Below are 25,853 nucleotides of genomic sequence, written 5' to 3' on the forward strand. Positions count from 1 at the left end.
GCGACGCGGAAATATTCCGGTCTTAGCGATTTAGCTCTGCCACGGCATATTGCGCACCACAGCTTTCGGAAACACCTGCGGACGGATCTTGGCAATGCCGGATGCGATCGGGGCGGGCGCATCGCCAGCGATCGACGGAGCCTGGGGCGTTTGAGCCGTGGCTGCGGCTGCTGGCGGCGCCGGATTGGCGCGCTTTTCGTCTTCGTCCTCGTCCGGGATATCGGCAAACCGGATGCCGGCGAACATCGTACGCCGATAGACGAGGCGGGCAGGGCGGACCTTATCCTCGCCGATCTTGATCTGGAATTCCTTCGGCATATGCGCCGCTTCGGCAAGGGTAAGCAGGGCTCCCGTTGCCGATACGTTCCTGACAACGCAGTCGAAGGTGGAAAACCCGTTGTTGAAGATGATCTTGGCCCGCTTCAGAACCCGCATACGCGGGGCGATACGGCGCTCCGATCCATCGAGTTCTTGTTCGGCAAGTGGTGCCATCGTCAAAACCGTCCCAAGCGTTCTGAGTTCACGCCAATTTTGTGGGAGACTGGTTACGACGGCGTAAACGTCTGGCGCATCTTGCCGTTAGGGACGCTCGACGCCCCTTCGTCAGGGCAAAACTTTCACGAACTGGTGAATAGCTGCCAAAAAGAAAGCCGCGAATTTCTTCGCGGCCTTCGTCCCGGAGCGCGATTACGCTCCGCTATTCGTATGTACTAACATCGCTTAGTTGCGATCTTTGTCGACCAGTGCGTTCGACTTGATCCACGGCATCATGCCACGAAGCTTTTCGCCGACTTCCTCGATCTGGTGCTTGTCGTTGACGCGGCGAATGCCCTTGAAGCGCGCGGCACCCGAATGCCATTCCTGCATCCACTCGGAGGTGAACCGCCCGGTCTGGATGTCGTTGAGGACGCGCTTCATCTCGGCCTTGGTCTCGGCGGTGATAATGCGCGGGCCCGAGACATACTCGCCCCATTCGGCGGTGTTGGAGATCGAGTAGTTCATATTGGCGATGCCGCCCTCGTAGATGAGGTCGACGATCAGCTTCACCTCGTGCAGACATTCGAAATAGGCCATTTCGGGCGCATAGCCGCCCTCAACCAGCGTTTCGAAACCGGCGCGGATGAGCTCGACAAGGCCGCCGCAAAGGACGACCTGCTCGCCGAAGAGATCGGTTTCGCACTCTTCCTGGAAGGTCGTCTCGATGATGCCCGAGCGGCCGCCGCCGACGCCGCAAGCATAGGAGAGGGCGGTGTCAAGCGCATTGCCCGAGGCATCCTGATGGACAGCTACGAGGCAGGGCACGCCGCCACCGCGCTGGTATTCGCCGCGCACCGTGTGGCCCGGGCCCTTCGGCGCGATCATGACGACGTCGATGGACTCCTTCGGCTCGATGAGGCCGAAATGGACGTTGAGGCCGTGAGCAAAGGCGATCGCCGCGCCGTCGCGGATATTGTCCTTGATCTCCGAATTCCAGATGCCGGCCTGCAGCTCGTCAGGCGTCGCCATCATCATGAGGTCGGCCCACTTGGCGGCTTCCGAGACCGAAAGCACTTCGAGACCGTCGGCTTCCACCTTCTTGGCGGTCGCGGAACCCGGACGCAGGGCGACCTTGATCTCGCCGCAGCCGGAATCTTTCAGGTTCAGTGCATGAGCGCGGCCCTGAGAGCCATAGCCGACGATGACGACCTTCTTGCCCTTGATGAGATTGAGATCGGCGTCGCGATCGTAATAGACGCGCATTGTCGTTTCCTTCCGTTTGTTCTGGCCGGGGAGGGGGCTCCGCCCGGCCGTCAGTTAAGACCCGAAAAGGGTCATGAAGCGCCGGGCGGCTTCATCCGCTGCCCGGTCGATGTCGAATGTTCCGCCGGCCTCATCGCCCAGCAGCATGCGGATTTGCAAGTCGCCCACGACGAGGCCGAAAAAGGCTGAGAATGCATCGGTCTCGCTGGCATAGGCGATCAACCCGCTCGCCCGAGCGGCAACGAAAAGCGGCGCTATACGCCGCGCCATCTCCACCGGCCCGTTGCGAAGCACGATCGCACCGAGATCGAGCGTTTCGGATCCGGCCTCGGCGATCGCCAGCCGGTTGAGCGCGATCGAGGTGGGCCCGGTGAGGACCCGCAGCCAGTCCGAGGCGAAACGGGCGAGGGCGGTGTGCAGGAACTCGCCGTCGATCGGCCCGTTCGGCAGATCGATACCGCGCACCTTGGCGGCCTGCCAGCGCACGGTCGCCGTCAGAAGCCCGTCCCGATCGCCGAACCAGCGATAGAGCGTCTCCTTGGAACAGGATGCCGCCCGCGCCACCGCGATCATCGACAGCGGACGCTGGCCCTTGACGATGAGCTCCAGAACCGCTTCCAGCACATCACGCTGGCGGTCGGTCAGGGTCCCGACCGCCCCGTCATTTGCCGCGATCCTGTGCTGTGCAGCTTGCATCAATGAGCTCTATATTGATCGAACCGTACCGTACGGTTCGATTTCTCGGTGACCGAGTATGTCAATTGCCGCCCGACTGCAAGAGGAAGAAGCCAAGTCGCGTGAATGAGGGAAAAACTCACAGGCGGGCTAAGGCGAGCCGCCGATAGGACGTAGTACCTGAGCCGAACCTTCACTCAATCCAATCCGCTTCATAGGATCGAGCAGCGTTCCGCTGACCATGTGCGCCAGCAGTTTTCGGCTGACGCCGAGGCTGGCGAGCGGCGGGACTAAGCGGTCACGAATGAGCGGAAAGACAGACGAATCCGACTGATAGAACGGAGTGAACGCAGCCGATAGCGCCTGGAAAAGGCGAAGATGAAGACGCCTGCTTTTCACGTAGGCCGGCAGTGCATCCTCGGCCGTCCGCTCCGTCGCAAACGCTGCAGCTAGGGCCGCGGCGTCGAGCAGCGCCATGTTGGCGCCCTGGCCGAGCTGCGGGCTCGCAGAGTGTGCGGCATCGCCGATGAAGACGAGGCGGCCTTTCACGGGATTTGGCAGGGTATGGTGAGTGTAACGCGCGAGCGTCATCGCCTCGAAGCCTTCGGCGCGACGGAAGAGGGGTTCTGCTTCGGGGAAGAAGCTGCCGATCCGGTTTGCGAACGCGTCATAGCGCTTTGCCACGAGGTCCGGATATTCATCCGGCTTGACGCTCCAGAAGAGGGCGGCTTTGTTGCCCTCGCCTGCAAACGGCTGCCCGAGCGGCAGCACGCCGACCATCACATCGGCCTTCCGGTAGCGCTGGACGAGCCTGTGCGGCTCCGTCTCACTTCTGAAATCGACGGTCGTCCAGATCGCACCAAAGGGAAGTTGCTTTGGCTCTACATCCGGAAAAGCAAGGCTTCGCAGCTTCGACCTCGCGCCGGAGGCGTCGATGACGAGGTCGAAGCTTTCGGTCTTCGCGCCCGATGCCGAAACCAGCCTATTGCCATCGCCGGTCGCTTCGAGCGCTTCACACGGGAAGCCCGTACGCAGATCGAAATCCTCGCCGCGGACGATCTGATAGAGCACATCGAACAGAACGTGCCGGTGGACGGCATGGCCAAAACGGCCCGGCCCGGCATCGCGATAGGCGACGTCGAGCACGAGTCTTTTATCTGACGCGCGCCGGCCTTCGAGATTGTCGATACGCTGCCCCCGCGCCAACGTCGCTTCAAGAGCGCCGATTTCGGCCAGAACCGCCATGCCGGTCGGCTGAAGCAAGAGCCCGGATCCCACCGGCCGGGGCTCCGGAAACTGCTCGAAGATCGTGACGCTATGGTCCAGGCGGGCGAGGAGAATGGCTGCGGCGAGCCCCGCCGGCCCCGCCCCCACGACAGCGATCTTGAGTGGCGTCATGGTTGTTGCCGGCTCCATAGGCGACCGCCAGACGACGGCGATCTCCCGGTTTCACAGGATGTGCCGAAGCGCACGATTTGCCGAAGCCAAGCCTTCCGAAGCACTCTCGCTTCCATCTCTGCACCGCTCACCGCTGCCCACCACGGGTCTTCGCCGCGATCCAATGCGCCTCCATCTCATCGAGGCTGGCATCCTGAAGCGATTTTCCTTCGGAGGCGAGGGCGGTTTCGATGTGATGGAAGCGGGTACGGAACTTGGTGACGCAGCCGCGCAGCGCCTTCTCAGGATCGACGTCGTAGAACCGCGCGAGATTGACGACAGAGAAGACGAGATCGCCGAGCTCTTCCTCGCGGCGGGCGAGCGATCGCCGTTCGGTTTCCGGCTCGGACGGCGCGCCATTCGGCCGGGCCGAATTTGCCGTCTGCGCTCCGTCTGACCCCCCTCCGACGGCTTCCAGCGCCTCGCGGAACTCGCCGATCTCTTCCTCGATCTTCGCAAAGATCGGCTCCGGATCGGACCAGTCGAAGCCGACCTTCGCGGCTTCCTTTTGGATTTTCAGGGCGAGCGTCAGGGCAGGGAAGGCGCTAGGAACTTTATCCAAAAACCCCTCGCCGGCTTGTCCGGCATTTTCTCCTAGGATTTTCGCCCTTTCAACGGCTTTTTCTTCCTTTTCCGCCGCCTTGATGCGCTCCCACTGGCCCTTCGCACTTCCGGCCGAACGCGCTTCTGCGTCGCCAAAGACATGCGGATGGCGGCGGATCATCTTCTTGGTGATGGCCTCAACCACGTCCTCGAAGGTGAACCAGCCGGCTTCTTTCGCCATCTGCGAATGGTAGACGACCTGGAGCAGCAGATCGCCGAGCTCCTCCTTGAGGTCGATTCGATCGCCGCGTTCGATCGCGTCGGAAACTTCGTAGGCTTCCTCGATCGTGTACGGGGCGATTGTCGCGAAGTCCTGTTCCAGATCCCACGGACAGCCCCCGTCGGGATTGCGCAGCGCGGCCATGATCTCGATCAGGCGCGAGATGTCGCGGGCAGGTTCCATGGCATCGGCTCCGTGGGTTCGGTCTCGAGACGAAGACGCGAATGCGCGACGGCATCAACCCAGTTGGCGGTGCTTTCCACTGAAAAGGATAAGACGCAGCCTTGGAAAGCACGAAGCCGGATATCGGTAGCCCGGCGGGCGCGCCGCCGCCGCGCGACGCTGCTTCACTGCCGACCTTCAGTGATGCCGGTAACGGGATCGAAGCTTCTGGGCGCTATGTCGGCTGACTGAACAGCGGCGCGGGCGGCTTCTTGGTTAACGAGGCCCGCGCAAGCCGACCCACATCCATATCAGTTCCATAATCTATATTATGCAACTTTTGAATCGAGGGTGATCGGTCCGTGTGAAGCTGTGTGGCACTGCGAGCGTCTGCCCTTCGATGGCTCGTTTCGTCCGAACGCGACTTCGCGCGCTTGTCATACTCAGTCCGTAGCCGGCAGTTCGATCACCAGCCCGTCATAGCCGGGCTCCACATGCTCGGGCGTTTCGCGGAGAACCGTCTCATAGTCGAGCGGCGTGTGCATGTGAGTCAGCGTCGCGGCCTTCGGCGCGATCTGCTCGATCCAGCCGAGAGCCTGGTCGAGCGAGAAATGGCTTGGATGCGTCCAGTATTGCAGAGCGCCGAGAACCAGATGGTCGAGGTTCTGAAGCTGCGCCTCGGTTGAGGGCGGGATATCGCTGACATCGGTGCAGTAAGCGAGCGAGCCGAACCGAAAAGCGAGCGAGGTGATGGAGCCGTGAACCTGGAGAAGCGGCAGGATCGACAGCGCGCCGCCGGGGCCGTCGATGGCGAATGCCCTGCCCGCCTCGATTTCACGCGCTTCGCCGACTGGCGGATAGGAACTGCCGCGCGGCGTCTTGAAGATGTAGCCAAAAGCTTCCTTCACCCGCGCCAGCGTTTCCGTATCGCCATAGACCGGAATGCGATTGCCCTGGATTTGCGTGAAGCCGCGCATGTCGTCGATGCCGTGAATGTGGTCGGCATGGGCATGCGTGAGGATAATCGCGTCGAGCCGGTCAACCTCGGCGCTGAGCATCTGCTGGCGGAAATCCGGTCCGCAATCGATCGCGACGCGGGTGATGCCCGCCGGCGAAATGCGTTCGATCAGCGCCGCCGTTCGCGTGCGCCGGTTCTTCGGGTTCAAAGGGTCGCAATTGCCCCAGTCGCCGGAAACGCGCGGCACGCCGGGCGATGATGAACAGCCGAGGATCGTGAGCCGCAGCCGCGTGCCAGGATCGGCGTCCACCATGCGAGGCTAGGCCGCGGGCCGGGGGTCCGGCACCTTGGTGAACAGCTTGAAGAAGTTGTCGGAGGTCACCTGCGCGATCTCGTCCAACGAGACGCCCTTTACCTCCGCCAACACCTCCGCCGTGTGGCGGGTATAGCCGGGTTCGTTGCGCTTGCCGCGATAGGGCGTCGGCGCGAGATAAGGCGCGTCGGTCTCGACGAGCAGCCGGTCCATCGGCACGTCGGCTGCGATTGCCCTCAGTTCGTCCGACTTCTTGAAGGTCAGGATGCCGGAGAAGGACACGTGCCCGCCGAGTTCGAGCCCGGTTTCCGCCAGAGCTCGGCCCGAGGAAAAGCAGTGCAGGATGAAGGGGAAAGCCCCCTTCCCGCTTTCATCGCGCAGGATTTCCGCTACGTCATCGTCAGCGTCGCGCGCATGGATCACGAGCGGCAGCTGCGTCTCGCGCGCTGCCGCGATATGCCGGCGGAAGACAGCCTTCTGGACGTCACGAGGCGCGCGATCATAGTGATAGTCGAGCCCGGCCTCGCCGATCGCGACGATCTTCTCGTTCTTGCCAGCGGTCTCGACCAGTGTCTCGGTCGCAACGTCCGGCTCCTCGTCGGCCGAGTTCGGATGGGTGCCGACGGAGGCGTAGACACTGTCATAGCGGCGCGTCAGCTCGATGAGCCGCTCGATCTTCGCGACCTTCGTCGAGATGGTCACGAACAGGCGTACGTCATTGGCGTTCGCCCGCGCGATCAGCGCGTCGCGGTCTTCCTCGAAATCCGGAAAGTCCAGATGGCAATGGCTGTCGACGATGAACATCAGCTGGCGGCCGTCGCTTCTTCTTCGACAAATTTCGGGAAGATCGGCTTCGGAGCCGGCAGATCACTGCCTGGAGCAAGCCGCGCATTATTCGTCAATTCGTCGAAACCACGGTCGTCCTCATGAACGCCGAGAATATCGAGGAGTTTCCCCGCACTTTCCGGCGTGAAGGGCTGGAGCAGGATTGTCACCGTCCGCAGCACCTCGGCCGTTACATAAAGCACCGTCTGCATCCGATCGAAATCCGTCTTGCGCAGCGCCCACGGCTCTTCTCCCGCGAAATAGCGATTGGCCTGGCTGACGACGGCAATGATCGCCGCAAGGATCTGGTGCAGCTGCTGCTTGTCGGCAGCGTCGCGGCAAAGCGGCAGAAGATCGGACGCCGCCTTCAGGATCGCGTTGTCCGCCTCCGTAAATGTGCCCGGCTGCGGCACCCTGCCCTCGCAATGCTTGGCGACCATCGACAGCGAGCGCTGGGCGAGATTGCCGAGATCGTTGGCGAGTTCGGAATTCGTCCGGTTGACGATGCCGTCATGCGAGTAGTTGCCGTCCTGGCCGAAAGGCACTTCGCGCAGCAGGAAATAGCGCAGCCGATCGAGCCCATAGGTTTCGACCAGCGCGAAGGGGTCGATCACATTGCCGACCGACTTCGACATCTTCTCCCCGCGATTGAAGAGAAAGCCGTGGGCATAGACGCGCTTGGGCAGCGGCAGGCCCGCAGACATCAGGAATGCCGGCCAGTAGACAGTGTGGAAGCGCGTGATGTCCTTGCCGATCACGTGAAGGTCCGCCGGCCAGAAGCCCGCCCGCTCGCCGTTCTCATCCTCAAGATAGCCGGTCGCAGTCAGATAGTTCGTGAGCGCGTCCACCCAGACATACATCACGTGCTTCTCGTCGCCGGGCACCGGAATACCCCAATCGAACGTAGTGCGCGAGATCGAGAGATCGCGCAGGCCCGACTTCACGAAGGAAACGACCTCATTGCGCCGCTCGTTCGGACCGATGAAATCCGGGCTCTCGGCGTAGAGCTTCAGGAGCGGCTCCTGAAACTTCGAGAGGCGGAAGAAGTAGCTCTCCTCCTCGATCCACTCGACGGGTGTCCCTTGGGGGCCGATCCGCGTGCCGTCTTCCTTAAGCTCGGTCTCGTCCTCGCCGTAATAGGCTTCGTCGCGCACCGAGTACCAGCCGGAATAGGAATCCTTGTAGATGTCGCCCGCTTCTTCCATCCGCTTCCAGATCGCCTGACAGGTGATCTTGTGCCGCGCCTCGCTGGTGCGGATGAAGTCGTCGTTCGACCCGCCGAGGGCCACGGACATGCGCTGGAATTCGGCGGAGTTCGCATCCGCGAGCTCGCGCGCCGTCAGCCCTTGAGCCCGCGCGTTCTGAAGCATCTTGATGCCGTGCTCGTCCGTGCCGGTCAGGAAGAACACGTCGTATCCGTCGAGCCGCTTGAAGCGCGCCAGCGCATCCGTCGCGATCAGCTCGTAGGCATGTCCGATATGCGGCTTGCCGTTCGGATACGAGATCGCGGTGGTCAGATAGTACCGTTCGGCCATGGGTATTATTCGGTCTCTTGAAGATTGGCATTGGTTGCGCGCGGGATAGACCAAAAGCGCGCGGGCCTCAATGAAGCACGGCGATCTCTCTCAGACGCGGATCAGGCCGCCGCGACATGCTCGCTGGCATTCGCCTCGTGAAAGCGGTCGTAAAGCGTGAAAAGCACCTGCTTGCGATCGAGATTATAGGCCGCCGCCTCGCGAACGCGATCTTTCTCGCTCTGCCAGAGCGCGGAAAGTTCGGCGGCCCGGCCAAGCGCCCCTGCCCTCAGCGCGTTCTCGCTCGCCTTCGCGATCGTCGAGGTGATTGCTTCGACCGCCAGATCGTAAGAGGCCTCGCGCCCGCGCATCGCCAGCTGATCGGCCATCGCGCCGAAGGCGTTCCAATCGGGCCGATCTGCGACGAGCAGCGGCTCAAGCGCCTTAAGGATCTCGACCCCGCCATATTCGGCGATTTGAAGCGCCCGCCGAACCGAGCCTTCGGCGGCCTCGACCAGAACATCAGCGTTCTCGTCGGCGGCGTCAGGCTTCACGGCTCGGATCGCGGCAAGCAATGCATCGTCGCCGAGTTCTGAAAACCGCAGGAAGCGGCAGCGCGAGCGGATGGTGGGCAGGAGCCGCCCCGGCGCGTGATTGATGATGAAGAAGATTGCCCGGCGTGGCGGCTCCTCCAGCATTTTCAGGAGCGCGTTCGCGGCGTTGCGGTTCATGTCGTCTGCCGGATCGATGATCGCGATCCGGTAGCTGTTCTGGGCGCCGGTCGCGTGGAAGAAGCGGGCGAGCCGCCTCACCTCGTCGACGGTAATCTGGCTGCGGAAACCCGCTCCACGCTCTTGCGCGGCGCGAGTGACGTGGATGACGCCGGGATGGGCGTCGGTCGCGATCTGCCGCGTAATCGAACCCTGATCCGGAAACGAAACGCCCTCCTCCGCCATCGTCGGCTCGGCCCCCAGCAGCATGCGTGCAAAGGCGAAGGCGGCGGTCGCCTTACCGACGCCGCGCGGCCCCTGAAGCAGCCAGGCGTGATGCAGCCTCCCAGCCGCGAAGGCCGACCGGAACTCCTTGAAGGGGCCATTTTGGCCAATAAGCGCTGTCTGCGCCTTCGGCGGCGGCACGCCGTCGAGATCGTCGTGCTCGGCCTGCGTGGAGATATCCATATTCAGCCGGAAACCGTTTCGCCGGATCGAACCGCTTCGTCCTTGGCGTCGTCAGCCTTCAAACCCAAGCGGTCCTCGACCGCCGCGGCGATATCCTCGGCGATCTCGTCCTCCTCGCCTCGCCCGTCGATGACGATGCAGCGCTCCGGCTCGTCCTCGGCAATCGCCAGGAAGCGTTCGCGACGCTCCGCATGAATGTCCAGCTCATCAGCCTCGAACCGGTCCGCCGCAGCTTCCGATCGCCGAACGCGGGCGCGCTCGAAACCGAGTTCTGCCGGAACGTCGAGAATGATCGTCAGATCCGGCGACACGCCATCGAGCGTCGCGGTCTCAAGCCTGTCGAGAAAGTTGAGATCGGTCTCGTCGGTCGCCGCCTGGTAGACCCGCGTCGAATCGTGAAAGCGGTCGCAGATGACGATAGCCCCTTTTTCCAGGGCTGGACGGATCACGCTGCTCAGATGATCGGCGCGCGCCGCCGCGAAAAGAACGGCTTCCATATTCGGGCCGAGATCTTTCGCCGCTCCAGAGAGGACAACGTGGCGGATTGCATCGGCACCCGGCGTTCCGCCCGGCTCCCGGGTCGTCACGACGTCGTGGCCGCTCCTGCGAAGCGCCTCTGCAAGCCGCAAAACCTGCGTGGTCTTGCCACTTCCGTCGCCACCTTCGAACGTGATGAATTTTCCGGCCACCCAAGCTCCCGTCTGTCGTTCAGCTCAGAACGAACGTGTCCAGCCGAAGGCAAGTTCCGAAAGGGCACCGCTCGCCCGTTCGGCGAAGCTGCCAACCGGTGCCGGCGCGGCCGCAAAGATCTGCTGGCTATACACAGTCTCACCGGAAACCTGAATATCAACGAGCCCCACCAGATCTCCCTCCTCGACCGGTGCAATCACCGGTCCTTCGAATCGAAGGCGCGCGCTCACCTCTTCGAGCGAATCTTCCGGTAGCAGGATCGCGATCGGTTCCTGGATGCGCACCGGCACGGTTTCCACGACGCCATTGAAGACCGGAACTTCGCCGAGTTCGGCGCCGGCTTCGAGCACGTCCGCCTCGATCAGCCCGTCGAAGCCGAACTCCAGAAGCCGCTGGGCCTCCTGTTCGCGTGCCGCGCCGCTTTCAAGGCCCGAAAGCGCTAGGAGCAAGGTGCGCCCCTTCTTGGAGGCTGCACCCATCAGCGAATAGCCGCTCGCCTCAGAGAAGCCTGTTCCGACCCCCTCCCCGCCGAGATCGCCGCGCAGCACGGGATTGCGGTTGCGCTGGAAGATCTTGTTCCACTCGAAGGCCGGCTCGGCGTAGATCTTGTAAAGGTCGGGATGCTCGGTGCGCAGATGCCGCGTAAGGGTGACGAGGTCGCGCGCGGTCGTCTGCTGCGCGCCCTCCTCCGAAGGAAGACCTGTCGGATTGGCGTAGCGCGTATCCTTGAGGCCAAGCTCTTCGGCCCGAGCGTTCATGCGCTCGGTGAATTCTTCCTCGGAGCCGGCCATACCCTCCGCCAGGATGATCGCACCATCGTTCGCGCCCTGGATGATCGTGCCGCGGATCAGATCAGCGACCGGTATAGAGGAGTTGATGGCCGCAAACATCGTCGCGGCGCCGGACGGCGCGCCGCCCGTGCGCCAGGCGTGCTCCGTGACAGTGTATTCAGTGGAGAGCGATATTTCGCCCGCTTTAAGCGCCTCGAAGACGATTTCCATCGTCATCAGCTTTGCGAGAGATGCCGGTTCGAAGGGCTGGGAGGCGTTCTTGTCGAGGATCACAGTCCCCGTACGATCTTCGATAAGAATCGCACGCGGGGCTTCTGTTTCCAGGCCGTATCCACTCTTGGCCGCCTCTTGGCCTGACACCTCGTGGAGGGGGAGGACAATGAATGCGAGCGCCGCGAGCAGCGCTCCTGTCATCGGCTTTTGAAATGGCATCATCGGTGCAGCGTCGGAAAGGATGGATAAGGTATATACCTTCTTATCGCCCCTCACCGGCGCGCGAAAGCGCCGATTGCCGTTATCCCTTACGAAAGCGCGCCATCTCGCGGCCGTTTCGCGAAAGTCTCAGTCGCGGACCGGGAATGCATCCGTGAAACCGGCGGACCAAAGCTTCTTCAGAAGCCGGTCCTTGTCGACACTCGGATTTGCCGTCACCGTGGCCGATACGAGGTCTGCGCGGTTTGTTGCCTCCGCGCGTGCGCTCGATCCGACGCCGATGACGTTGCCGACCTTCGCCATCAGGTTGCGATCGATCGTACCGAGATGGATTTTCTCGGTCTTCGGTGCGTTCGCGGCGCCCAGCGCTTCTAGCGCCTTGGTGGCGCCCGAACGGCGTTCTTCGCCGCGGAAAGAGCTCAGCGTGTCGATCATCCTGCCGGTGCGCGACGGCTGGTTCTGGAACAGGCTCTGCATCGGCCGGATGCCGGGGACCGGCGCATTGGCCGAACTATCATAGGCCGCCGCACTGGCCATGCCGTTACGGCGATCGTCCGAAGACGCCACCATCACGTCCTGCGCCGTGCCGCCGCCTTGGGAATAGCTTGCGAGCAGCATCTGGCTGTCATCGCCTTCCAGCGGCGCGCGGCCGAGATATTCGACCTGAACTTCGGCGGTGCCGCTGTGTTTGAAGTCGAGGAGTTCGGCGGCCTTCTGGGAAAGATCGATCTCCCGGCCATGGGCGAAGGGCCCACGATCGTTGACGCGTACCTTCACCCGATTGCCGTTTTCGAGATTGGTGACCATCGCATAGGAAGGCAGCGGGAAGGTCTTATGGGCCGCCGACAGATGGCGCATGTCGTAGGTTTCGCCGTTGGCGGTCAGGCGACCGTGAAAGTTCGGCCCGTACCAGGAGGCCTGTCCGGAAGCGACGTAACCCGGCTCGTCCTTCGGATAATACCACTCACCCTTGATCTTGTAGGGTTTGCCGATCTGAGAGCGTCCCCCGCCCTTCCTGATGTTTCTGGCTGTCCGTTCGGCCATTCGAGGCGAGGCCGGTACGCCGTAGGTTTTCTCGTCGAATTTCACGTCCGTCGCGATGTCGTCCATCGCGCCCGTCGCACCCTTGTCCTGGCAGCCTGTCAGTCCGAGACCGACCCCCAGAAGAGAGGCGATCATGACCTGTCGGCGACGTGTCGCCGCAACGTTGGAAACCATAGACGTTTTCCCTCTCACCATTCTTCGGTCGCGTCCCCTTATGAAAGTCCCCACTTTCGAAGGATCGTGACCGGAGCACGTTTCTGTAACAAAGCGCACCATCGCCAATCAAGCCGCAAGAAGCCGCAGACCCGCATTGAGATTTTATGAAGACGCTTTTCTTGCCGGACAAAATGGCAGCCGAAGCTTGCCGGGGTCTTCCTTCTCGCTCGTCACGAACCGTCGACTTCAGACGCAGCCGTTCTTCGGCGTCAGATGCCGCGGCTCCGCGCAAGACCATGATCTGAAAACGGTTTGATGGGCTTGGAACACTCCCATGCCGACCATAAAAGCGACGGCTGGCGGATTGATGACAGTGCGCGTCCATGGCGAAGCTGGCGCGGGACTTGCGCATCGACTCACTTTTTCGCTCTTCGTGGATTTGAATCCAGCCTGTGTTCAAGCAGCAACGCATCGCGCGTCAGAATGGGCCAATATCCTTACCGAAATGTTTCCGGCCTGAGACTTTTTCGATGCTTCTGCTGCCAGGGGGGCTATGCCCGTCGATCGGACCAAGTCCTCGACCTTCTTCGAATTACGGATTGTTCAGTTTGAGTCTGGAGCGGGTAGCGGGAATCGAACCCGCGTATTCAGCTTGGAAGGCTGCTGCTCTACCATTGAGCTATACCCGCGGAACCGGACAACAGACGGCGGTGGTGGAGGGGGCTGGATTCGAACCAGCGTACGCATAGCGAACGGATTTACAGTCCGTCTCCTTTAACCACTCGGACACCCCTCCGAGCCGCCGTTTCGATGCCTGTCGGTCAAGCATCAAACCGGTTGGGTGCGAGCAGCAGCGCCGTCCGCATCCGGGTGGCGTTATGGTCGGACAGAGCCTGTCTGTCAACGCCTTCTAACTGCAATTTTGGGAGGTTTTCACCAGTGCTGCTCAAGACCCCGAGTTGTCGGCGGTCACCGGGTTCGATAAGGCATCCCAATGACCTCAGATCAGCCTTCCCACACGCCCAAGGATACTCACTACGCCACCCTGCGGCGGGCGCACCGCGACAGGAAACGCGAGCGTGAGCCTTCCGCGCCCGAGCCGCTGCGGCTCTACGGCCTGCATACAGTGGCGGCGGCTCTCAAGAATCCCGATCGGATCTGCCATCGGCTCTTCGTCACCCGCAATGCGCTCGGCAGGCTTGATATGGCGGAAGGTGAAATCCCCTGCCCGGTCGAGATGCTCGAGCCGAAAGACCTCGACAAACTTCTCGGCGGCGATGCGGTGCATCAAGGCGCGTGCCTTGAAACAGAACCACTGGAGCCGTTGCGGCTGAATCAGCTGGGCGATGCGAGCCTGATCCTCGTTCTCGATCAGGTCACCGATCCGCATAATGTCGGCGCGATCCTCAGATCGGCGACGGCTTTTGCCGCTGACGGCCTCATCACGACGTCCCGCCATTCGCCGGCTGAAAGCGGCGTCCTCGCCAAGGCGGCATCGGGTGCCTTGGAGCACGTCAAGCAGATCGAAGTTCGAAATTTGGCCGAGACACTGGAGAAGCTTTCGGCGCAGGGATTCCGCACGATCGGCCTCGACTCGGAAGGCAAAAGCGATTTCGAGACGGCGATCGACGGCGAGAAGATCGCGATCGTCCTCGGTGCGGAGGGTAAGGGTCTGCGCCAGAAGACGCGTTCGACCTGCGACACCCTCGCCCGGCTCGAAATGCCGGGCGCGATCCATTCGCTCAATGTCTCGAATGCAGCCGCCGTCGCGCTTTACGCAATCCGCAAGCGGCTACCGAGCCGAGCCTGAGAAGTTTCGACTTCAGGTAAGCTGGCGAATATCAGACAACCAGCTTCTCGACCCTTGTCACCGAACCCGGCGGCGTTCCACGGCCTGGAAGGCGAGCTTGGCGTGAAACTCGCAATAGGGCGATGAATCGCGCGAAGAGTTGCCGCAGAAGTGGAAATCGTCATGCATCGGGTCGCCGACCGGCCATTTGCAGGTCCGCTCAGTCAGCTGCACGAGGGTCAGCTTGCGCGCGATCGGGACAACTTCGCCGGTCTTCGCATCGGTGCGGGTTTCCGGCTCGACCTCGTAATCCTCGTCCTCTTCGGGCTCCATCTTGAGAGCCGTCGCACCGAAAGACTGCGGGCGCGGCGCGGACGCTGCTGAAGCAGCAGCGGCAAAGCGCCCGGCGACAACGGTCTCTTCGATTATTTCGACCTGGGGCTGCTGCTGTACGGTCTCAACGGGCTCTTCCACTGGCTTTGCCTCTACAGGAGCCTCTTCGGCCGCCGTCTTACCGCGGGATTCGAGCTTCAGGCGATGCACCTTGCCGATCACCGCGTTTCGGGTCACGCCGCCGAGCTTGTCGGCGATCTGGCTCGCGCTGAGCCCTTCGGTCCAGAGTTGCTTAAGAGTGCTGACGCGTTCGTCGGTCCAGCTCATCATGCTTCCTTTCGCCGCTTTCGGCCGCATCCAGACAGGCCGGCACATTGGGAGTTGCGCCACGCATACAGCATCTGGATGGTTGGTCGAGCCTCACTACGAAATATAGTGTCGTTGGCTACTATCTATAATGATGACGAATCGGGTGACAAGGGAAACGGGCTTTCCAGCGCCGTCTCGTTCTGCTTTTCCCCAACCTTTGCATCCCGGCAACACTTTCGCACAAGCTTCATGTGTCGCCGGTTCGAACGTTTACGGACGATTTTTTCGTCCTATCCCGCCGCAAATGTCACGAACCCATCTTCGCCGATCAACCAGGCCGGATTGACTGCGACCTCCCAGACATTCCCGTCGGGATCGGCGACATAGCCGCGAAGTCCGCCATGGGGCGGCGCATCCGCAGGACGCAGGGTGGTCCCGCCCGCCGCCACGAGCCGCTCCATCGAAGGCGCGACTTCGCCCTCTTCCCGAACATTGTGCGCAAGCGCCATCGCAGCCGGTGCCCGCATCTCGAGAACGTCGGCATCCGCCCGCAACCGATCGACGAGCCAGGTGCCGAGAACTAAGCGGTTCTTCTGGTAGAAGACGATCTACTCGTCGCTGAAAACCGACTTCCAGCCAAATCCGTCGCCGTAGAAGCGTGTGGAGGCTTCCAGATCGCCAATGCCGAGCGTGATGACCGCGACTTGCTGAAGCATCCTCTTCGAACTGCTGCGAAGTCGGCCGAAAATGCCCGCGCGGAATGCGTTTCGTTGACAAAAACGGCCTATCGCATGGTATAGGCCAGAAACATCACCGGCGGCGAACCGGTCCTCGAAAGCCTGCCCTTCGCGGCGGGCTTGTCGTTTTTGAAGGACCAGTTCGCGCAACAACTTTCCTCTGGACTCTCGTCGAGCTCATGCCGTCTTCAACCGCTCAGACTTCGTCTTCGATCTATCCGACCTATAACCGGGCGCCGCTCTCCTTCGAGTCCGGTGAGGGGGTCTGGCTGAATGGAAACGACGGCAAGCGATATCTCGATTGCGCCGGCGGCATCGCGGTCAATGCGCTGGGCCACGCCCATCCGCATCTCGTGGAAGCTCTGAAAAGCCAGGCCGACAAGCTCTGGCACGTTTCGAATATTTTCGAGATACCGGGCCAGAAACGCCTCGCCGATCGGCTGTGTCAGGCGACTTTTGCCGAACGCGTCTTCTTCACCAATTCCGGCGCCGAGGCGCTGGAATGCGCCATCAAGACGGCGAGACGCTATCACTATGTAAACGGCGCGCCGGAACGGGTGAACGTCCTCACCTTCGAAGGCGCTTTCCATGGCCGGACCCTCGGCACCATCGCAGCTGGCGGCCAGGCGAAATATCTTGAAGGCTTCGGACCCAAGGCGCCCGGCTTCACATCCCTGCCCTTTGGTGATCATGACGCTTTGCGCAAGGCGGCTACCGAGCCGGACGTTGCTGCAATCCTCGTCGAGCCGGTGCAGGGCGAAGGCGGCGTGCGCAAACTGCCCCTACCCTGCCTCACCGGCCTGCGCGAACTCTGCGACGAACTCGGTATCCTCCTCATCTACGACGAGGTACAGACCGGCGTCGGTCGGACGGGTCGCTTTTTTGCCCATCAGAACGCTGGCGGCGCCGAGCCCGATATCCTTGCAACTGCCAAAGGCATCGGCGGCGGCTTCCCGCTTGGCGCCTGCCTGGCGACGGAAGCGGCCGGGTCGGCGATGACGCCGGGTACCCACGGCACCACCTATGGCGGCAACCCGCTGGCCATGGCCGTCGGTAACGCGGTTCTCGACGTCGTCCTCGAAGACGGCTTTCTCGAAAGCGTCCGCGACAAGGCGATCCTGTTCAAGCAGTCGCTCGAGTCCCTGAAGGATCGCTATCCGGACGTTCTTGAAGAGGTGCGCGGCTCGGGCCTCCTTATTGGCCTGAAAACCGTCTGCCCGAACACGGAAGCTGTCACAGCCCTTCGTGCCGAGGGTCTTCTCTCGGTCCCGGCCGGTGACAACGTCGTACGCCTGCTGCCGCCTCTGACGATCACGCCGGAGGAAATCCGCGAGGCCATGCAGCGCCTCGAAGACGCCTTCGCCGCCCTTTCCGAAAACAAGAAGAGCGCCTGAGCGCCGTAAGATCCGACGATGACCTCTGTGAAGCATTTTCTCGATATCGCCGCCGTCGAAAGCGGGGACCTTCGGACCATCATCGCCGATGCGGCGTATCGCAAATCCCTGGGTGCGAGGCAGCCCAAGCCGCTCGAAGGCAAGGTCCTCGCCATGATCTTCGACAAACCATCGACCCGCACGCGCGTTTCCTTCGATGTCGGCATGCGCCAACTCGGCGGCGAGACGCTGTTCCTGTCGGGCACCGAGATGCAGTTGGGCCGTTCCGAGACGATAGCCGATACCGCCAAGGTCATGTCGCGCTATGTCGATGCGATCATGATCCGCACGACGGAGCATGCGCGCCTCATGGAGCTTGCCGAGAGTGCGACGGTGCCAGTCATCAACGGCCTGACCGACGACACCCATCCTTGCCAGATCATGGCCGACATCCTCACCTTCGAGGAAAAGCGCGGTCCGGTGAAGGGCAAGACCTTCGCCTGGGTCGGCGACGGCAACAACGTCACCGCCTCCTGGATCGAGGCGGCCGCCCGGTTCGACTTCAAGATGACCATCGCGACGCCGGAAGGCTCGGAAGCCGATGCACGCTTCGTCACCTGGGCTCGCAACCAGGGCGCCGAAATCCTAACTATGAACGACCCGGTCGAAGCGGTGAGCGGCGCGGATTGCGTCATCACCGATACCTGGGTGTCCATGGGCCGCGAAGCTCAAGCGCGCGGCCACAACGTGTTCATGCCCTATCAGGTCAACGAAGACCTGATGCGTCACGCGAAATCCGAAGCCCTCTTCATGCACTGCCTGCCGGCGCATCGCGGCGAGGAGGTCACCGATGCCGTCATGGACGGTCCCCAATCGGTGGTTTTCGACGAGGCCGAGAACCGGCTGCATGCGCAGAAGTCCATCATGGCATGGGTCTTCGGAGCGCTTGAAGACAGCAAATTGGGGCTCGCATAGGAGGCCGGACCTTATGGCTGATCAGGAAACAACGCTCGCCGAGATGACGCTCGCGGGCGACGACGCCGTGGTGCCGTTCCATGTCGAGCCGCTCGATGCGCGCGGCCGCGCCGTGCAGCTCGGCCCGATGCTCGACAGCATTCTCGATCGGCACGACTATCCCGAGCCGGTCGCGCGGCTGCTTGCGGAAACGATCGTGCTGACCGTGCTCCTCGGCACCTCGCTGAAATTCGACGGCAAGTTCATCGCCCAGACACAGACCGACGGCGCGGTCGATCTTCTCGTGGTCGACTTCACGACGCCCTCATCCGTGCGAGCCTATGCCCGCTACAACGAGGAGAAGCTCGCGGCGGCCGTTGAAAGTGGCGCGACCTCGCCCGAGGCGCTTCTCGGCCAAGGCATCCTCGCGCTCACCGTCGATCAGGGCGAGTACACCCAGCGTTATCAGGGGATCGTCGAATTGAACGGCGCCTCGATGGAAGAGGTGGCAGAGTCCTATTTCCGCCAGTCCGAGCAGATCCCGACCACGGTGAAGCTTGCGGTCGCACGCATCGCACGGCGCGGCGAGCATGGCTTCAACGAGACCTGGCGGGCTGGCGGCATGGTCGTCCAGTTTCTGCCCGAAGCGCCCGAGCGGATGCGCATGCCTGATCTACCGGGTGGCGATGCACCGCAAGGCAGCGACGAGGCCGGCGACACGATCGAGTTCGACGATACCTGGCTCGAAACCCGCGCGCTCGTCGACACGGTGGACGCCTCCGAACTCACCGATCCTGAGATCGGCGTCGAGCGTTTGCTCTATCGCCTCTTCCACGAGCGGGGCGTGCGCGTGTTTCCGGCGAACACCGTCGCGGACGATTGCTCCTGCTCGCGCGAGCGCATCCGCACCGTTCTCGAAAGCTTTTCGGAAGAAGAATTCCAGGAGAGCATCGAGGACGGCAAGATCGAGGTCACATGCGAATTCTGCTCTTCGGAATATGTCTTCGATCCGGCGGAGTTCGCAGATGATTCCGAATCGGCGCCTTCAGATCAGTAATCGGTCGCGCGGTTTAAGCCGCGCGACCTCTTCCAATCATGTTCGGTCGCTATCGCGATTTTACGCCAAGCGACCGATTTCCGCTCTCTTCTATTTGAGCGGCAGCGGATCGCCCGCGGCCTGCGCGAGTGCTTCGCGGATATAGGCAAAGGACCGGATCGCCTCTTCCTGTCCTTCCTCGTTCTTATCTGGTTCAATCAGGAACATCAGGAACGAGCGAGCGGTGACCATATAGTCGTGGCCGAAGTCGAAGGGTTCGAACTCGAACTCCTCCGGCGTGTTCGTGTCGAAGACCCGCTGCCAGCGTAGACCTCCGGGGGCTTCCGGGAGTTTGAAGTTCACGACATCGTCGTGAGAATTCATGACGAGCAGCATCGTCGCATCGGTGCCGGGACGGCGGATACCGGTCGACTGGGCGCGGCCATCGAGGAGAACGCCAAAGCATTTGGCAGCCGGGTCCTCCCAGTCGTCATCCTCGAACTCTTCACCATCCGGCCGTATCCAGGCGACATCCTTGACGCCCAATTCCTCGTCGAACGTGCCGTGCAGGAACGTGCCGCGCCTTAAGATCGGAAGGCTCTGGCGAAGCTTGATGAGGCGCTGGACGAAACGAGCAAGCTGTCGGGACTCTTCCGGGGCTTCCCAGTCGACCCAGCCGATTTCGTTGTCCTGCGCATAGGCGTTGTTGTTGCCGCCCTGCGATCGAGCAAACTCGTCGCCCGCGAGAATCATCGGCGTGCCGCGCGAAAAAAGCAGCGTCGCGAAGAAGTTCCGCATCTGCCTCAGGCGGACATCCTTGATCTCCTCGTCGTCAGTCTCGCCCTCGGCCCCATAATTGTAAGAGATATTATGGTCGTGGCCGTCCTGATTGTTCTCGCCATTCGCCTCGTTGTGCTTTTCGTTGTAGGTGACGAGATCGTTCAGCGTGAAACCGTCATGGGCGGTGATGAAGTTGACACTGGCCCACGGCTTGCGACCGCGGCTGTCGAAGAGGTCGGCCGAGGCCGAGAGCTTGCCTGCGAGCTTCGGAATGAAGCCCTCGTCGCCGCGCCAGTACCCGCGCACGATGTCGCGATAGGTATCGTTCCACTCGGCCCAGCCCGGCGGGAACTGACCCACCTGATAGCCGCCCGGACCGCAATCCCAAGGTTCCGCGATCAGCTTCACCTGAGAAAGCAGCGGGTCCTGCATGCAGGCATGGAGGAAGCTCGACTCCTGCGAGAAGCCGCTCGGTTCGCGCGCGAGGATCGTCGCGAGATCGAAGCGGAAGCCGTCGACGCGCATCTCACCAGCCCAGTAGCGCAGCGAGTCGGTCACCATCTGCATGACGCGCGGGTGGCTTGTGTTGACCGTATTCCCGGTGCCGGTGTCATTGATGTAGTAGCGCGGCTGATCGGGAAGCAGCCGGTAATAGGCGGCGTTGTCGATACCCTTGAAGGAGAGCGTCGGGCCCTTCTCGTTACCCTCGGCCGTGTGGTTGTAGACGACGTCGAGAATCACCTCGAGCCCGGCACTGTGGAACGCTGCCACAAGTTCCTTGAACTCGTTGACGACAGGTGAGGCCAGATAGCGCGGATCGGGCGCGAAGAAACCGATGGAGTTATAGCCCCAGTAGTTCCGAAGGCCCTGATCGACGAGATAGCTGTCGTCGACGAGAGCATGGATCGGCAGGAATTCGACGGAGGTCACGCCAAGCGAGCGGATGTAGTTGACGACATCGCGGTTCATGAGACCGGCGAACTTGCCGCGATCGAAGTCGGTCACGGACGGATGGCGCTGGGTGAACCCCTTTACGTGGGTCTCGTAGAAGATCGTCCGGTCCCAAGGCACATTGGGCTTGCGCTCATTGCCCCAGGTAAACGCCGGATCCACCACGACGCAGCGCGGCATGAAAGGCGCCGAGTCGCGTTCGTCGTAGGAAAGGTCCTCGTCCGCATGACCAATCGTATAGCCGAACAGCGCGTGGTCCCACTTCACCTCGCCGCGCAGCTGTTTCGCGTAAGGATCGAGCAGCAGCTTGTTCGGATTGAAACGATGGCCGGCATCGGGCTCGTAGGGTCCGTGCACGCGATAGCCGTAGATGAGCCCCGGCCGCGCTTCGGGCAGATAGCCGTGATAGATCTCATCCGTATATTCGGGCAGCTCGATCCGCTCGATCTCGGTCTCGCCGTCTGGCGAAAATATACAGAGTTCGACCTTCGTGGCGTGCGCGGAAAAGATTGCGAAATTGACGCCGAGGCCGTCCCAGGTTGCGCCGAGCGGATAGGGTCGACCTTCTCGCACGCGCCACGCTGGACGATCAGCGCCTTGTTGGTGGGATGCTTTGGTGTTGGGTGTGATGTGAATGGTCAACCGGGTGCCCCGTAGCGCAAGAGAAGAGACTTGGCTTCAATCGATAGTAAGGCCGGGTGTTCCATTGTGCGACGCAAAATCTGACGAGCGGAGGGGCGGCTGAACCGCCCTCCCCGCGCATCGCGTCGGAATCGGTTGTCAGCCGATTGTCAGAACCGTCGTCCCGGTCGTCTTCCGCGCGTGCAGATCGCGATGGGCCTGGACGGCTTCCGACAGAGGATAGGTCTGGCCGATCTCGATCTTGACCGCGCCGGACTTCACCACCTCGAACAGGTTCTTCGCGCAGTCGAGCAATTCTTCGCGCGTCGCGGTATAATTGAAGAGGCTCGGGCGCGTCAGGAAGAGCGAGCCCTTCTGGTTGAGGATAGCCGTCGAGAAAGGCGGAACCACGCCGGACGACTGGCCGAAGGTGACGATCATACCGAGCCGTTTCACGCAGTCGAGACTGCCATCGAACGTATCCTTGCCGACCGAATCGTAGACGACGTCGCATTTCCTGCCGTCGGTGAGATCGGCAACCCGTTCAACGAAGTTCTCCTCGCGGTAATTGATCACGTGATCGTAGCCATTCGCCCTGGCGAGTTCGCACTTTTCCGGGCTGCCGGCGGTGCCAATCACCGTCGCGCCGAGGTGCTTTGCCCACTGTCCGGCGATCAAGCCGACGCCGCCAGCGGCAGCATGAAACAGTAGTGTCGTATCCTTGCCGACCTTGAAGGTGCGGTTCAGGAGATATTCGGCGGTCATGCCCTTCAGCATCATGCCGGCGGCCGTCTCGTCGGACACACCATCCGGGATCGGCACGACCTTGGCGGCATCGATGATCAGCTCTTCGGCGTACGAGCCATCAGCCGCCGCATAGGCGACGCGGTCGCCTTCCTTCAGATCGGTGACGCCCGGCCCCACCGCTTCGACGACGCCGGCGCCCTCCTTGCCCGGCGTGAAGGGAAAGCTCGGCGCAGGATAGGTGCCGTCGCGAAAATAGGTGTCGATGAAATTGACCCCGACGGCGGTCTGGCGAACCCGGATCTGGCCTTCGGACGGCGCGGGAAGATCGATCTCTTCCCACTTCATCACCTCAGGCGCGCCGGTTTCGTAAATACGCATTGCTTTCGTCATGGTGTCTTCGCTCCCCAAAATCTCAGTGTTTGGTCGGTTCTTCCGCGTCCGGGGTGGCCCCGGTGAACTTGTCGTAGAGCTGGAAGAAGCCGCCGATGGCGAAGAGGTAGAGGCCCGAAGCCACGAGTCCCGCCTTGACGAGGAAAGAAGGCTCCAGCCCCTGGATCAGCGCGACGATACCGAGAACCGACCAGACCGCGAACACAGTGAGGTTGAGCACCCGCCAGCGCTGAACGCGCACCGGATGTAGGAACTTGATCGGCATGAAGGTGGCGACGGCACAGAGCGCCACGAAGAGAAAGGCCGTCAGCTCGTTCGGATGTATCGCAAAGAGCGTGAAGACCAGCATGTTCCAGCACACCGGAAAGCCACGGAAGAAGTTGTCCTTCGTCTTCATGCGCAGATCGGCGTAATAGATCGCGCTGGTGATGACGATCAGCGCCGCAGCAACGAAAGAAAGCGGTCTGCCGATGATACCGGAATGATAAAGCGCGACGGCAGGGATGAGGCTGAAGGTGGAATAGTCGATCACCGAATCGAGCATGTCGCCCGACCAGTTCGGAAGCCGTCGCTTGATCTCGAACTTGCGCGCGATCGGCCCGTCGATGCCGTCGACGAAGAGCCCGACGCCGAGCCAGAGGAAGGCATCGACGAATCGGCCCTCGCCCGCCGCAATCAGGGACAGGAACGCAAAAAAGGCCCCTGTCGCCGTGAGGATGTGGACGAGGAAGGCTCGCCATTGCGCAAACCGGCTCAAATCGAAGGACATGACGTCGAAGGTACCTTTATCTTGGTCTCAAGCGCTGCAATCTGTCGCTGCATGAAGCATGATCTCGCTTATGGACATAGCAGCATTCGCCTGTAATTCGCGGGGTTGAGGAACGAATTTTCGGTCCTGCCTTTCAACTGAGGCATAGACCAGAAACGTTGGAGGCAAAGGCAAGCCATGGAAAAGCGCGATATCGCAGTCGTCGGCGGCGGACTGGCCGGAACCGCCATGGCGATCGCCCTCGCCCAATCCGGCTTCGACACGATCCTGATCGCCCCGTCCGGCAAGCCCGATACACGCACGACCGCGCTGATCGGCTCGTCGATGGCGTTTCTCGAACGGATCGGCCTCGAATCAGCCGTGGGCGAAAAGTCCGAGCCGCTCGCCGTGATGCGGCTCATCGACGACACCGGCCGGCTCTTTCGCGCGCCCAATGTCGAGTTTCGGGCAACGGAAATCGATCTGCCGGCCTTCGGCTACAACATCATGAACCGCGATCTGGCGGAGATTCTGGACAAGGCCGCCGAAGACGAGAGAAATCTCGAACGACGGGACGCGAGTGCGGTCGGCTTCGAAGCGGATCGCGATGGTGCCACGGTTCGCCTTTCCGACGGTTCGGCAATCGGAGTCGGCCTTGTCATTGCGGCCGATGGACGGAAATCGGCAATGCGCGAGGCGGCGGGCATCAAGACGCGCAGCTGGCGCTATCCGCAGACGGCGCTGGTTCTCAACATCTCCCACGCCGTCCCGCACAATTCGGTCTCGACGGAATTTCACACCCGCACCGGACCGTTCACACAGGTACCGATGCCGGGCAAGAATTCCGCGATCGTCTGGGTCGAGAAACCGGACCTTGCCGAACTCTATGTCGACCTGAAACCCGAGAAGCTCGAGCGCGTCATCGAAGAAAAGATGCATTCGATCCTTGGCAAGGTCACGATAGAAAGCGAGATCAGCGCCTTCCCGCTCTCCAGCGCGACTGTGGATCGCCTGACAGACGAACGCCTCGCCCTTGTCGGCGAAGCAGCCCATGTCTTTCCGCCGATCGGAGCCCAGGGGCTCAATCTTGGCCTGCGCGACTGCAGCGTTCTTCTCGATTGCCTCGAGGAAAGCCGCGACGATCCCGGCCGGCGCTCGACGCTGCTGCGCTTCGAGGCCAGGCGCCGCGGCGATGTTTCCAGCCGCACGGCCGGTGTCGATGCGCTCAATCGCTCGCTGCTCACGGATTTCCTGCCAATTCAAGTTGGCCGCTCGGCCGGCCTGACGGCGATGGCAGCATCCTCCCCGCTACGACGCTTCGCCATGCGCGAGGGCGTTTCGCCGGGTGCAGGATTCTTCGGACTTCCGAGGCCTTTAAAGGAATGGGCTCGTCGGCAGCAGTCCTTCGGTGATGAGATATAGAAACAGGGCCACGCTCAGCACCGAGAACGCGGTCGAGACTAGCACGGTGGCCGAGGCGCGCTCGGTCCAGACATCGTACTGTTGGGCAAGAACGAAGACGTTCGTAGCTGCGGGCAGCGATGCCATCAGCATGGCCGTATGCACCCAGACAGGGTCAACGCCCGGCACGAAGCCAAGCAGCAGCCAGATGATGAGCGGGTGAACGACAAGCTTGATCGGCACCAGCCAGGCAAGCTCGACGGGTACGCGCTTTAGCCGCCGAAGCGCCAGCGTCACGCCCATGGCAAACAGCGCGCAAGGGGCGGCGGCATCGGCGAGGAGATTGAGAAAGCGTTCTGCGGGCTCAGGCGGCTCGAAGCCGATGATCGCGGCGCCGATACCGAAGATCGTCGCGATAATGAAGGGATGGGTGAAGATGCGCCGTAGCGCTTCGCCCGCGAGCTTTCCGAACGTGGCGCCCCGGCCCGCTGCAAGCGCCATCAAGAGCGGCGCCATCGTGAAATGCAGGATATTGTCGAAGCAGAAGATCAGCGCGACGGGCACTGCCGCACCGCTGCCAAAGGCAGCCAGCGCGAGCCCCGGCCCCATGTAGCCAATATTGCCATAGGCGCCCGCAAAGCCCTGAATGGTCGAGGCCGCGAGATCGCCACGCGTCTTCCAGAGGCCGAGCGCGAGCGTTCCCGCAAAGGCGATGAAGGTGCCAGCGGTCGTCGCCGCGATAAATCCGACCCGCGTCAGCTCTTCCACAGGCGTTTTCGACAGCAGCTGAAAGAAGAGCACAGGCAGCGCAAGATAAATGACGAAGACGTTCAGCCAGGCGAGCCCCGATACCGGATGATCAACCAGTCGTCCCGTGACAAAGCCGAGGGCGATGAGACCGAAGAACGGCGCGATCAGGCCGAAGATTTCGAGCATGGACGGCAGG

The 25,853-nt window shown here is 62.0% G+C and carries 25 protein-coding genes and 2 tRNA genes; 6 read left to right on the forward strand and 21 right to left on the reverse strand.

Features of this window, described 5'->3' with window-relative positions:
* Positions 1-30: 30 nt before the first annotated feature.
* The 5 genes from ABRA89_RS17450 to mazG all read right to left on the reverse strand — a co-directional run bounded on the left by ABRA89_RS17450 (position 31) and on the right by mazG (position 4,858).
* A complete protein-coding gene (locus tag ABRA89_RS17450; protein WP_349942776.1) occupies positions 31-492 on the reverse strand; it encodes a PilZ domain-containing protein in 462 nt (153 codons plus the stop codon).
* 228 nt (positions 493-720) lie between these two features.
* Positions 721-1,740, reverse strand: a complete 1,020-nt coding sequence (gene ilvC, locus ABRA89_RS17455) for a ketol-acid reductoisomerase (RefSeq protein WP_349942777.1) — start codon at positions 1,738-1,740, stop codon at positions 721-723.
* Between the two features lie 54 nt (positions 1,741-1,794).
* Complete coding sequence (locus ABRA89_RS17460; protein ID WP_349942778.1) at positions 1,795-2,436, reverse strand: TetR/AcrR family transcriptional regulator C-terminal domain-containing protein; 642 nt, start codon at positions 2,434-2,436, stop codon at positions 1,795-1,797.
* A 129-nt stretch (positions 2,437-2,565) separates the two neighbouring features.
* The gene (locus ABRA89_RS17465; RefSeq protein WP_349942779.1) at positions 2,566-3,813 is read right to left on the reverse strand and encodes an FAD-dependent oxidoreductase; all 1,248 of its coding nucleotides are present in this window, start codon (positions 3,811-3,813) and stop codon (positions 2,566-2,568) included.
* 127 nt (positions 3,814-3,940) lie between these two features.
* The gene (gene mazG / locus ABRA89_RS17470) at positions 3,941-4,858 is read right to left on the reverse strand and encodes a nucleoside triphosphate pyrophosphohydrolase (RefSeq protein WP_349942780.1); all 918 of its coding nucleotides are present in this window, start codon (positions 4,856-4,858) and stop codon (positions 3,941-3,943) included.
* A 101-nt stretch (positions 4,859-4,959) separates the two neighbouring features.
* Here mazG and ABRA89_RS17475 point away from each other — a divergent pair, with 101 nt between their 5' ends.
* On the forward strand, positions 4,960-5,085 hold the full coding sequence (locus tag ABRA89_RS17475) for a hypothetical protein (protein WP_349942781.1): 126 nt from the start codon (positions 4,960-4,962) through the stop codon (positions 5,083-5,085).
* Positions 5,086-5,280: 195 nt separating this feature from the next.
* Here the strand turns inward: ABRA89_RS17475 and ABRA89_RS17480 are convergent, their stop codons facing one another.
* The 9 genes from ABRA89_RS17480 to ABRA89_RS17520 form a co-directional block, all read right to left on the reverse strand.
* The gene (locus ABRA89_RS17480; protein WP_349942782.1) at positions 5,281-6,108 is read right to left on the reverse strand and encodes an MBL fold metallo-hydrolase; all 828 of its coding nucleotides are present in this window, start codon (positions 6,106-6,108) and stop codon (positions 5,281-5,283) included.
* A 6-nt stretch (positions 6,109-6,114) separates the two neighbouring features.
* Positions 6,115-6,912 (reverse strand): TatD family hydrolase, encoded by a 798-nt coding sequence (locus ABRA89_RS17485; protein WP_349942783.1) that lies wholly within the window; start codon positions 6,910-6,912, stop codon positions 6,115-6,117.
* A complete protein-coding gene (gene metG / locus ABRA89_RS17490; protein ID WP_349942784.1) occupies positions 6,912-8,468 on the reverse strand; it encodes a methionine--tRNA ligase in 1,557 nt (518 codons plus the stop codon). The genes ABRA89_RS17485 and metG overlap by 1 nt, the downstream gene beginning before the upstream one ends.
* Before the next feature lie 101 nt (positions 8,469-8,569).
* Positions 8,570-9,625: a DNA polymerase III subunit delta' gene (locus ABRA89_RS17495; RefSeq protein ID WP_349942785.1), complete on the reverse strand. Its 1,056-nt coding sequence runs from the start codon at positions 9,623-9,625 to the stop codon at positions 8,570-8,572.
* 2 nt (positions 9,626-9,627) lie between these two features.
* The gene (gene tmk, locus ABRA89_RS17500; RefSeq protein ID WP_349942786.1) at positions 9,628-10,314 is read right to left on the reverse strand and encodes a dTMP kinase; all 687 of its coding nucleotides are present in this window, start codon (positions 10,312-10,314) and stop codon (positions 9,628-9,630) included.
* A gap of 24 nt (positions 10,315-10,338) precedes the next feature.
* The gene (locus tag ABRA89_RS17505; protein ID WP_349942787.1) at positions 10,339-11,541 is read right to left on the reverse strand and encodes a D-alanyl-D-alanine carboxypeptidase family protein; all 1,203 of its coding nucleotides are present in this window, start codon (positions 11,539-11,541) and stop codon (positions 10,339-10,341) included.
* A gap of 126 nt (positions 11,542-11,667) precedes the next feature.
* A complete protein-coding gene (locus ABRA89_RS17510) occupies positions 11,668-12,756 on the reverse strand; it encodes a septal ring lytic transglycosylase RlpA family protein (RefSeq protein WP_349942788.1) in 1,089 nt (362 codons plus the stop codon).
* 597 nt (positions 12,757-13,353) lie between these two features.
* Positions 13,354-13,427: transfer RNA gene (locus ABRA89_RS17515), tRNA-Gly, on the reverse strand.
* A 22-nt stretch (positions 13,428-13,449) separates the two neighbouring features.
* Positions 13,450-13,534, reverse strand: a tRNA-Tyr gene (locus ABRA89_RS17520).
* Positions 13,535-13,732: 198 nt separating this feature from the next.
* On the opposite strand from ABRA89_RS17520, the gene rlmB reads away from it, so the two are divergent.
* The gene (rlmB, locus tag ABRA89_RS17525) at positions 13,733-14,548 is read left to right on the forward strand and encodes a 23S rRNA (guanosine(2251)-2'-O)-methyltransferase RlmB (protein ID WP_349942789.1); all 816 of its coding nucleotides are present in this window, start codon (positions 13,733-13,735) and stop codon (positions 14,546-14,548) included.
* A gap of 57 nt (positions 14,549-14,605) precedes the next feature.
* Here the strand turns inward: rlmB and ABRA89_RS17530 are convergent, their stop codons facing one another.
* The 3 genes from ABRA89_RS17530 to ABRA89_RS17540 all read right to left on the reverse strand — a co-directional run bounded on the left by ABRA89_RS17530 (position 14,606) and on the right by ABRA89_RS17540 (position 16,056).
* Entirely contained in the window at positions 14,606-15,187 is a 582-nt protein-coding gene (locus tag ABRA89_RS17530) for a GcrA family cell cycle regulator (RefSeq protein ID WP_349942822.1), read from the reverse strand.
* 272 nt (positions 15,188-15,459) lie between these two features.
* Entirely contained in the window at positions 15,460-15,696 is a 237-nt protein-coding gene (locus ABRA89_RS17535) for a VOC family protein (protein WP_349942790.1), read from the reverse strand.
* A gap of 81 nt (positions 15,697-15,777) precedes the next feature.
* Positions 15,778-16,056 carry a VOC family protein gene (locus ABRA89_RS17540; RefSeq protein ID WP_349942791.1) on the reverse strand — a complete coding sequence of 93 codons (279 nt, stop codon included), beginning with the start codon at positions 16,054-16,056 and terminating at the stop codon, positions 15,778-15,780.
* Between the two features lie 29 nt (positions 16,057-16,085).
* Between ABRA89_RS17540 and ABRA89_RS17545 the strand changes: the two genes are divergently transcribed.
* Genes ABRA89_RS17545 through ABRA89_RS17555 form a run of 3 tightly spaced genes read left to right on the forward strand, consistent with a single transcriptional unit; the run spans position 16,086 to position 19,290 of the window.
* Entirely contained in the window at positions 16,086-17,300 is a 1,215-nt protein-coding gene (locus ABRA89_RS17545; protein WP_349942792.1) for an aspartate aminotransferase family protein, read from the forward strand.
* Between the two features lie 18 nt (positions 17,301-17,318).
* Entirely contained in the window at positions 17,319-18,254 is a 936-nt protein-coding gene (gene argF / locus ABRA89_RS17550) for an ornithine carbamoyltransferase (RefSeq protein ID WP_349942793.1), read from the forward strand.
* A gap of 13 nt (positions 18,255-18,267) precedes the next feature.
* Entirely contained in the window at positions 18,268-19,290 is a 1,023-nt protein-coding gene (locus tag ABRA89_RS17555; RefSeq protein WP_349942794.1) for an Hsp33 family molecular chaperone, read from the forward strand.
* A gap of 90 nt (positions 19,291-19,380) precedes the next feature.
* On the opposite strand, the gene glgX is transcribed toward ABRA89_RS17555, so the two are convergent.
* From glgX to pcsA, 3 genes are all read right to left on the reverse strand, one after another.
* Complete coding sequence (gene glgX, locus ABRA89_RS17560) at positions 19,381-21,630, reverse strand: glycogen debranching protein GlgX (protein ID WP_349942823.1); 2,250 nt, start codon at positions 21,628-21,630, stop codon at positions 19,381-19,383.
* Positions 21,631-21,780: 150 nt separating this feature from the next.
* Positions 21,781-22,758: a quinone oxidoreductase family protein gene (locus ABRA89_RS17565; RefSeq protein WP_349942795.1), complete on the reverse strand. Its 978-nt coding sequence runs from the start codon at positions 22,756-22,758 to the stop codon at positions 21,781-21,783.
* 22 nt (positions 22,759-22,780) lie between these two features.
* Complete coding sequence (gene pcsA, locus ABRA89_RS17570; protein ID WP_349942796.1) at positions 22,781-23,527, reverse strand: phosphatidylcholine synthase; 747 nt, start codon at positions 23,525-23,527, stop codon at positions 22,781-22,783.
* Positions 23,528-23,704: 177 nt separating this feature from the next.
* Here pcsA and ABRA89_RS17575 point away from each other — a divergent pair, with 177 nt between their 5' ends.
* Positions 23,705-24,928 (forward strand): UbiH/UbiF family hydroxylase, encoded by a 1,224-nt coding sequence (locus ABRA89_RS17575; RefSeq protein ID WP_349942797.1) that lies wholly within the window; start codon positions 23,705-23,707, stop codon positions 24,926-24,928.
* Here ABRA89_RS17575 and ABRA89_RS17580 read toward each other — a convergent pair.
* Entirely contained in the window at positions 24,881-25,843 is a 963-nt protein-coding gene (locus ABRA89_RS17580; RefSeq protein WP_349942798.1) for an AEC family transporter, read from the reverse strand. The genes ABRA89_RS17575 and ABRA89_RS17580 overlap by 48 nt on opposite strands.
* Positions 25,844-25,853: the final 10 nt, after the last annotated feature.

This window comes from Fulvimarina thalattae, assembly GCF_040239565.1.
GTDB lineage: Bacteria > Pseudomonadota > Alphaproteobacteria > Rhizobiales > Rhizobiaceae > Fulvimarina.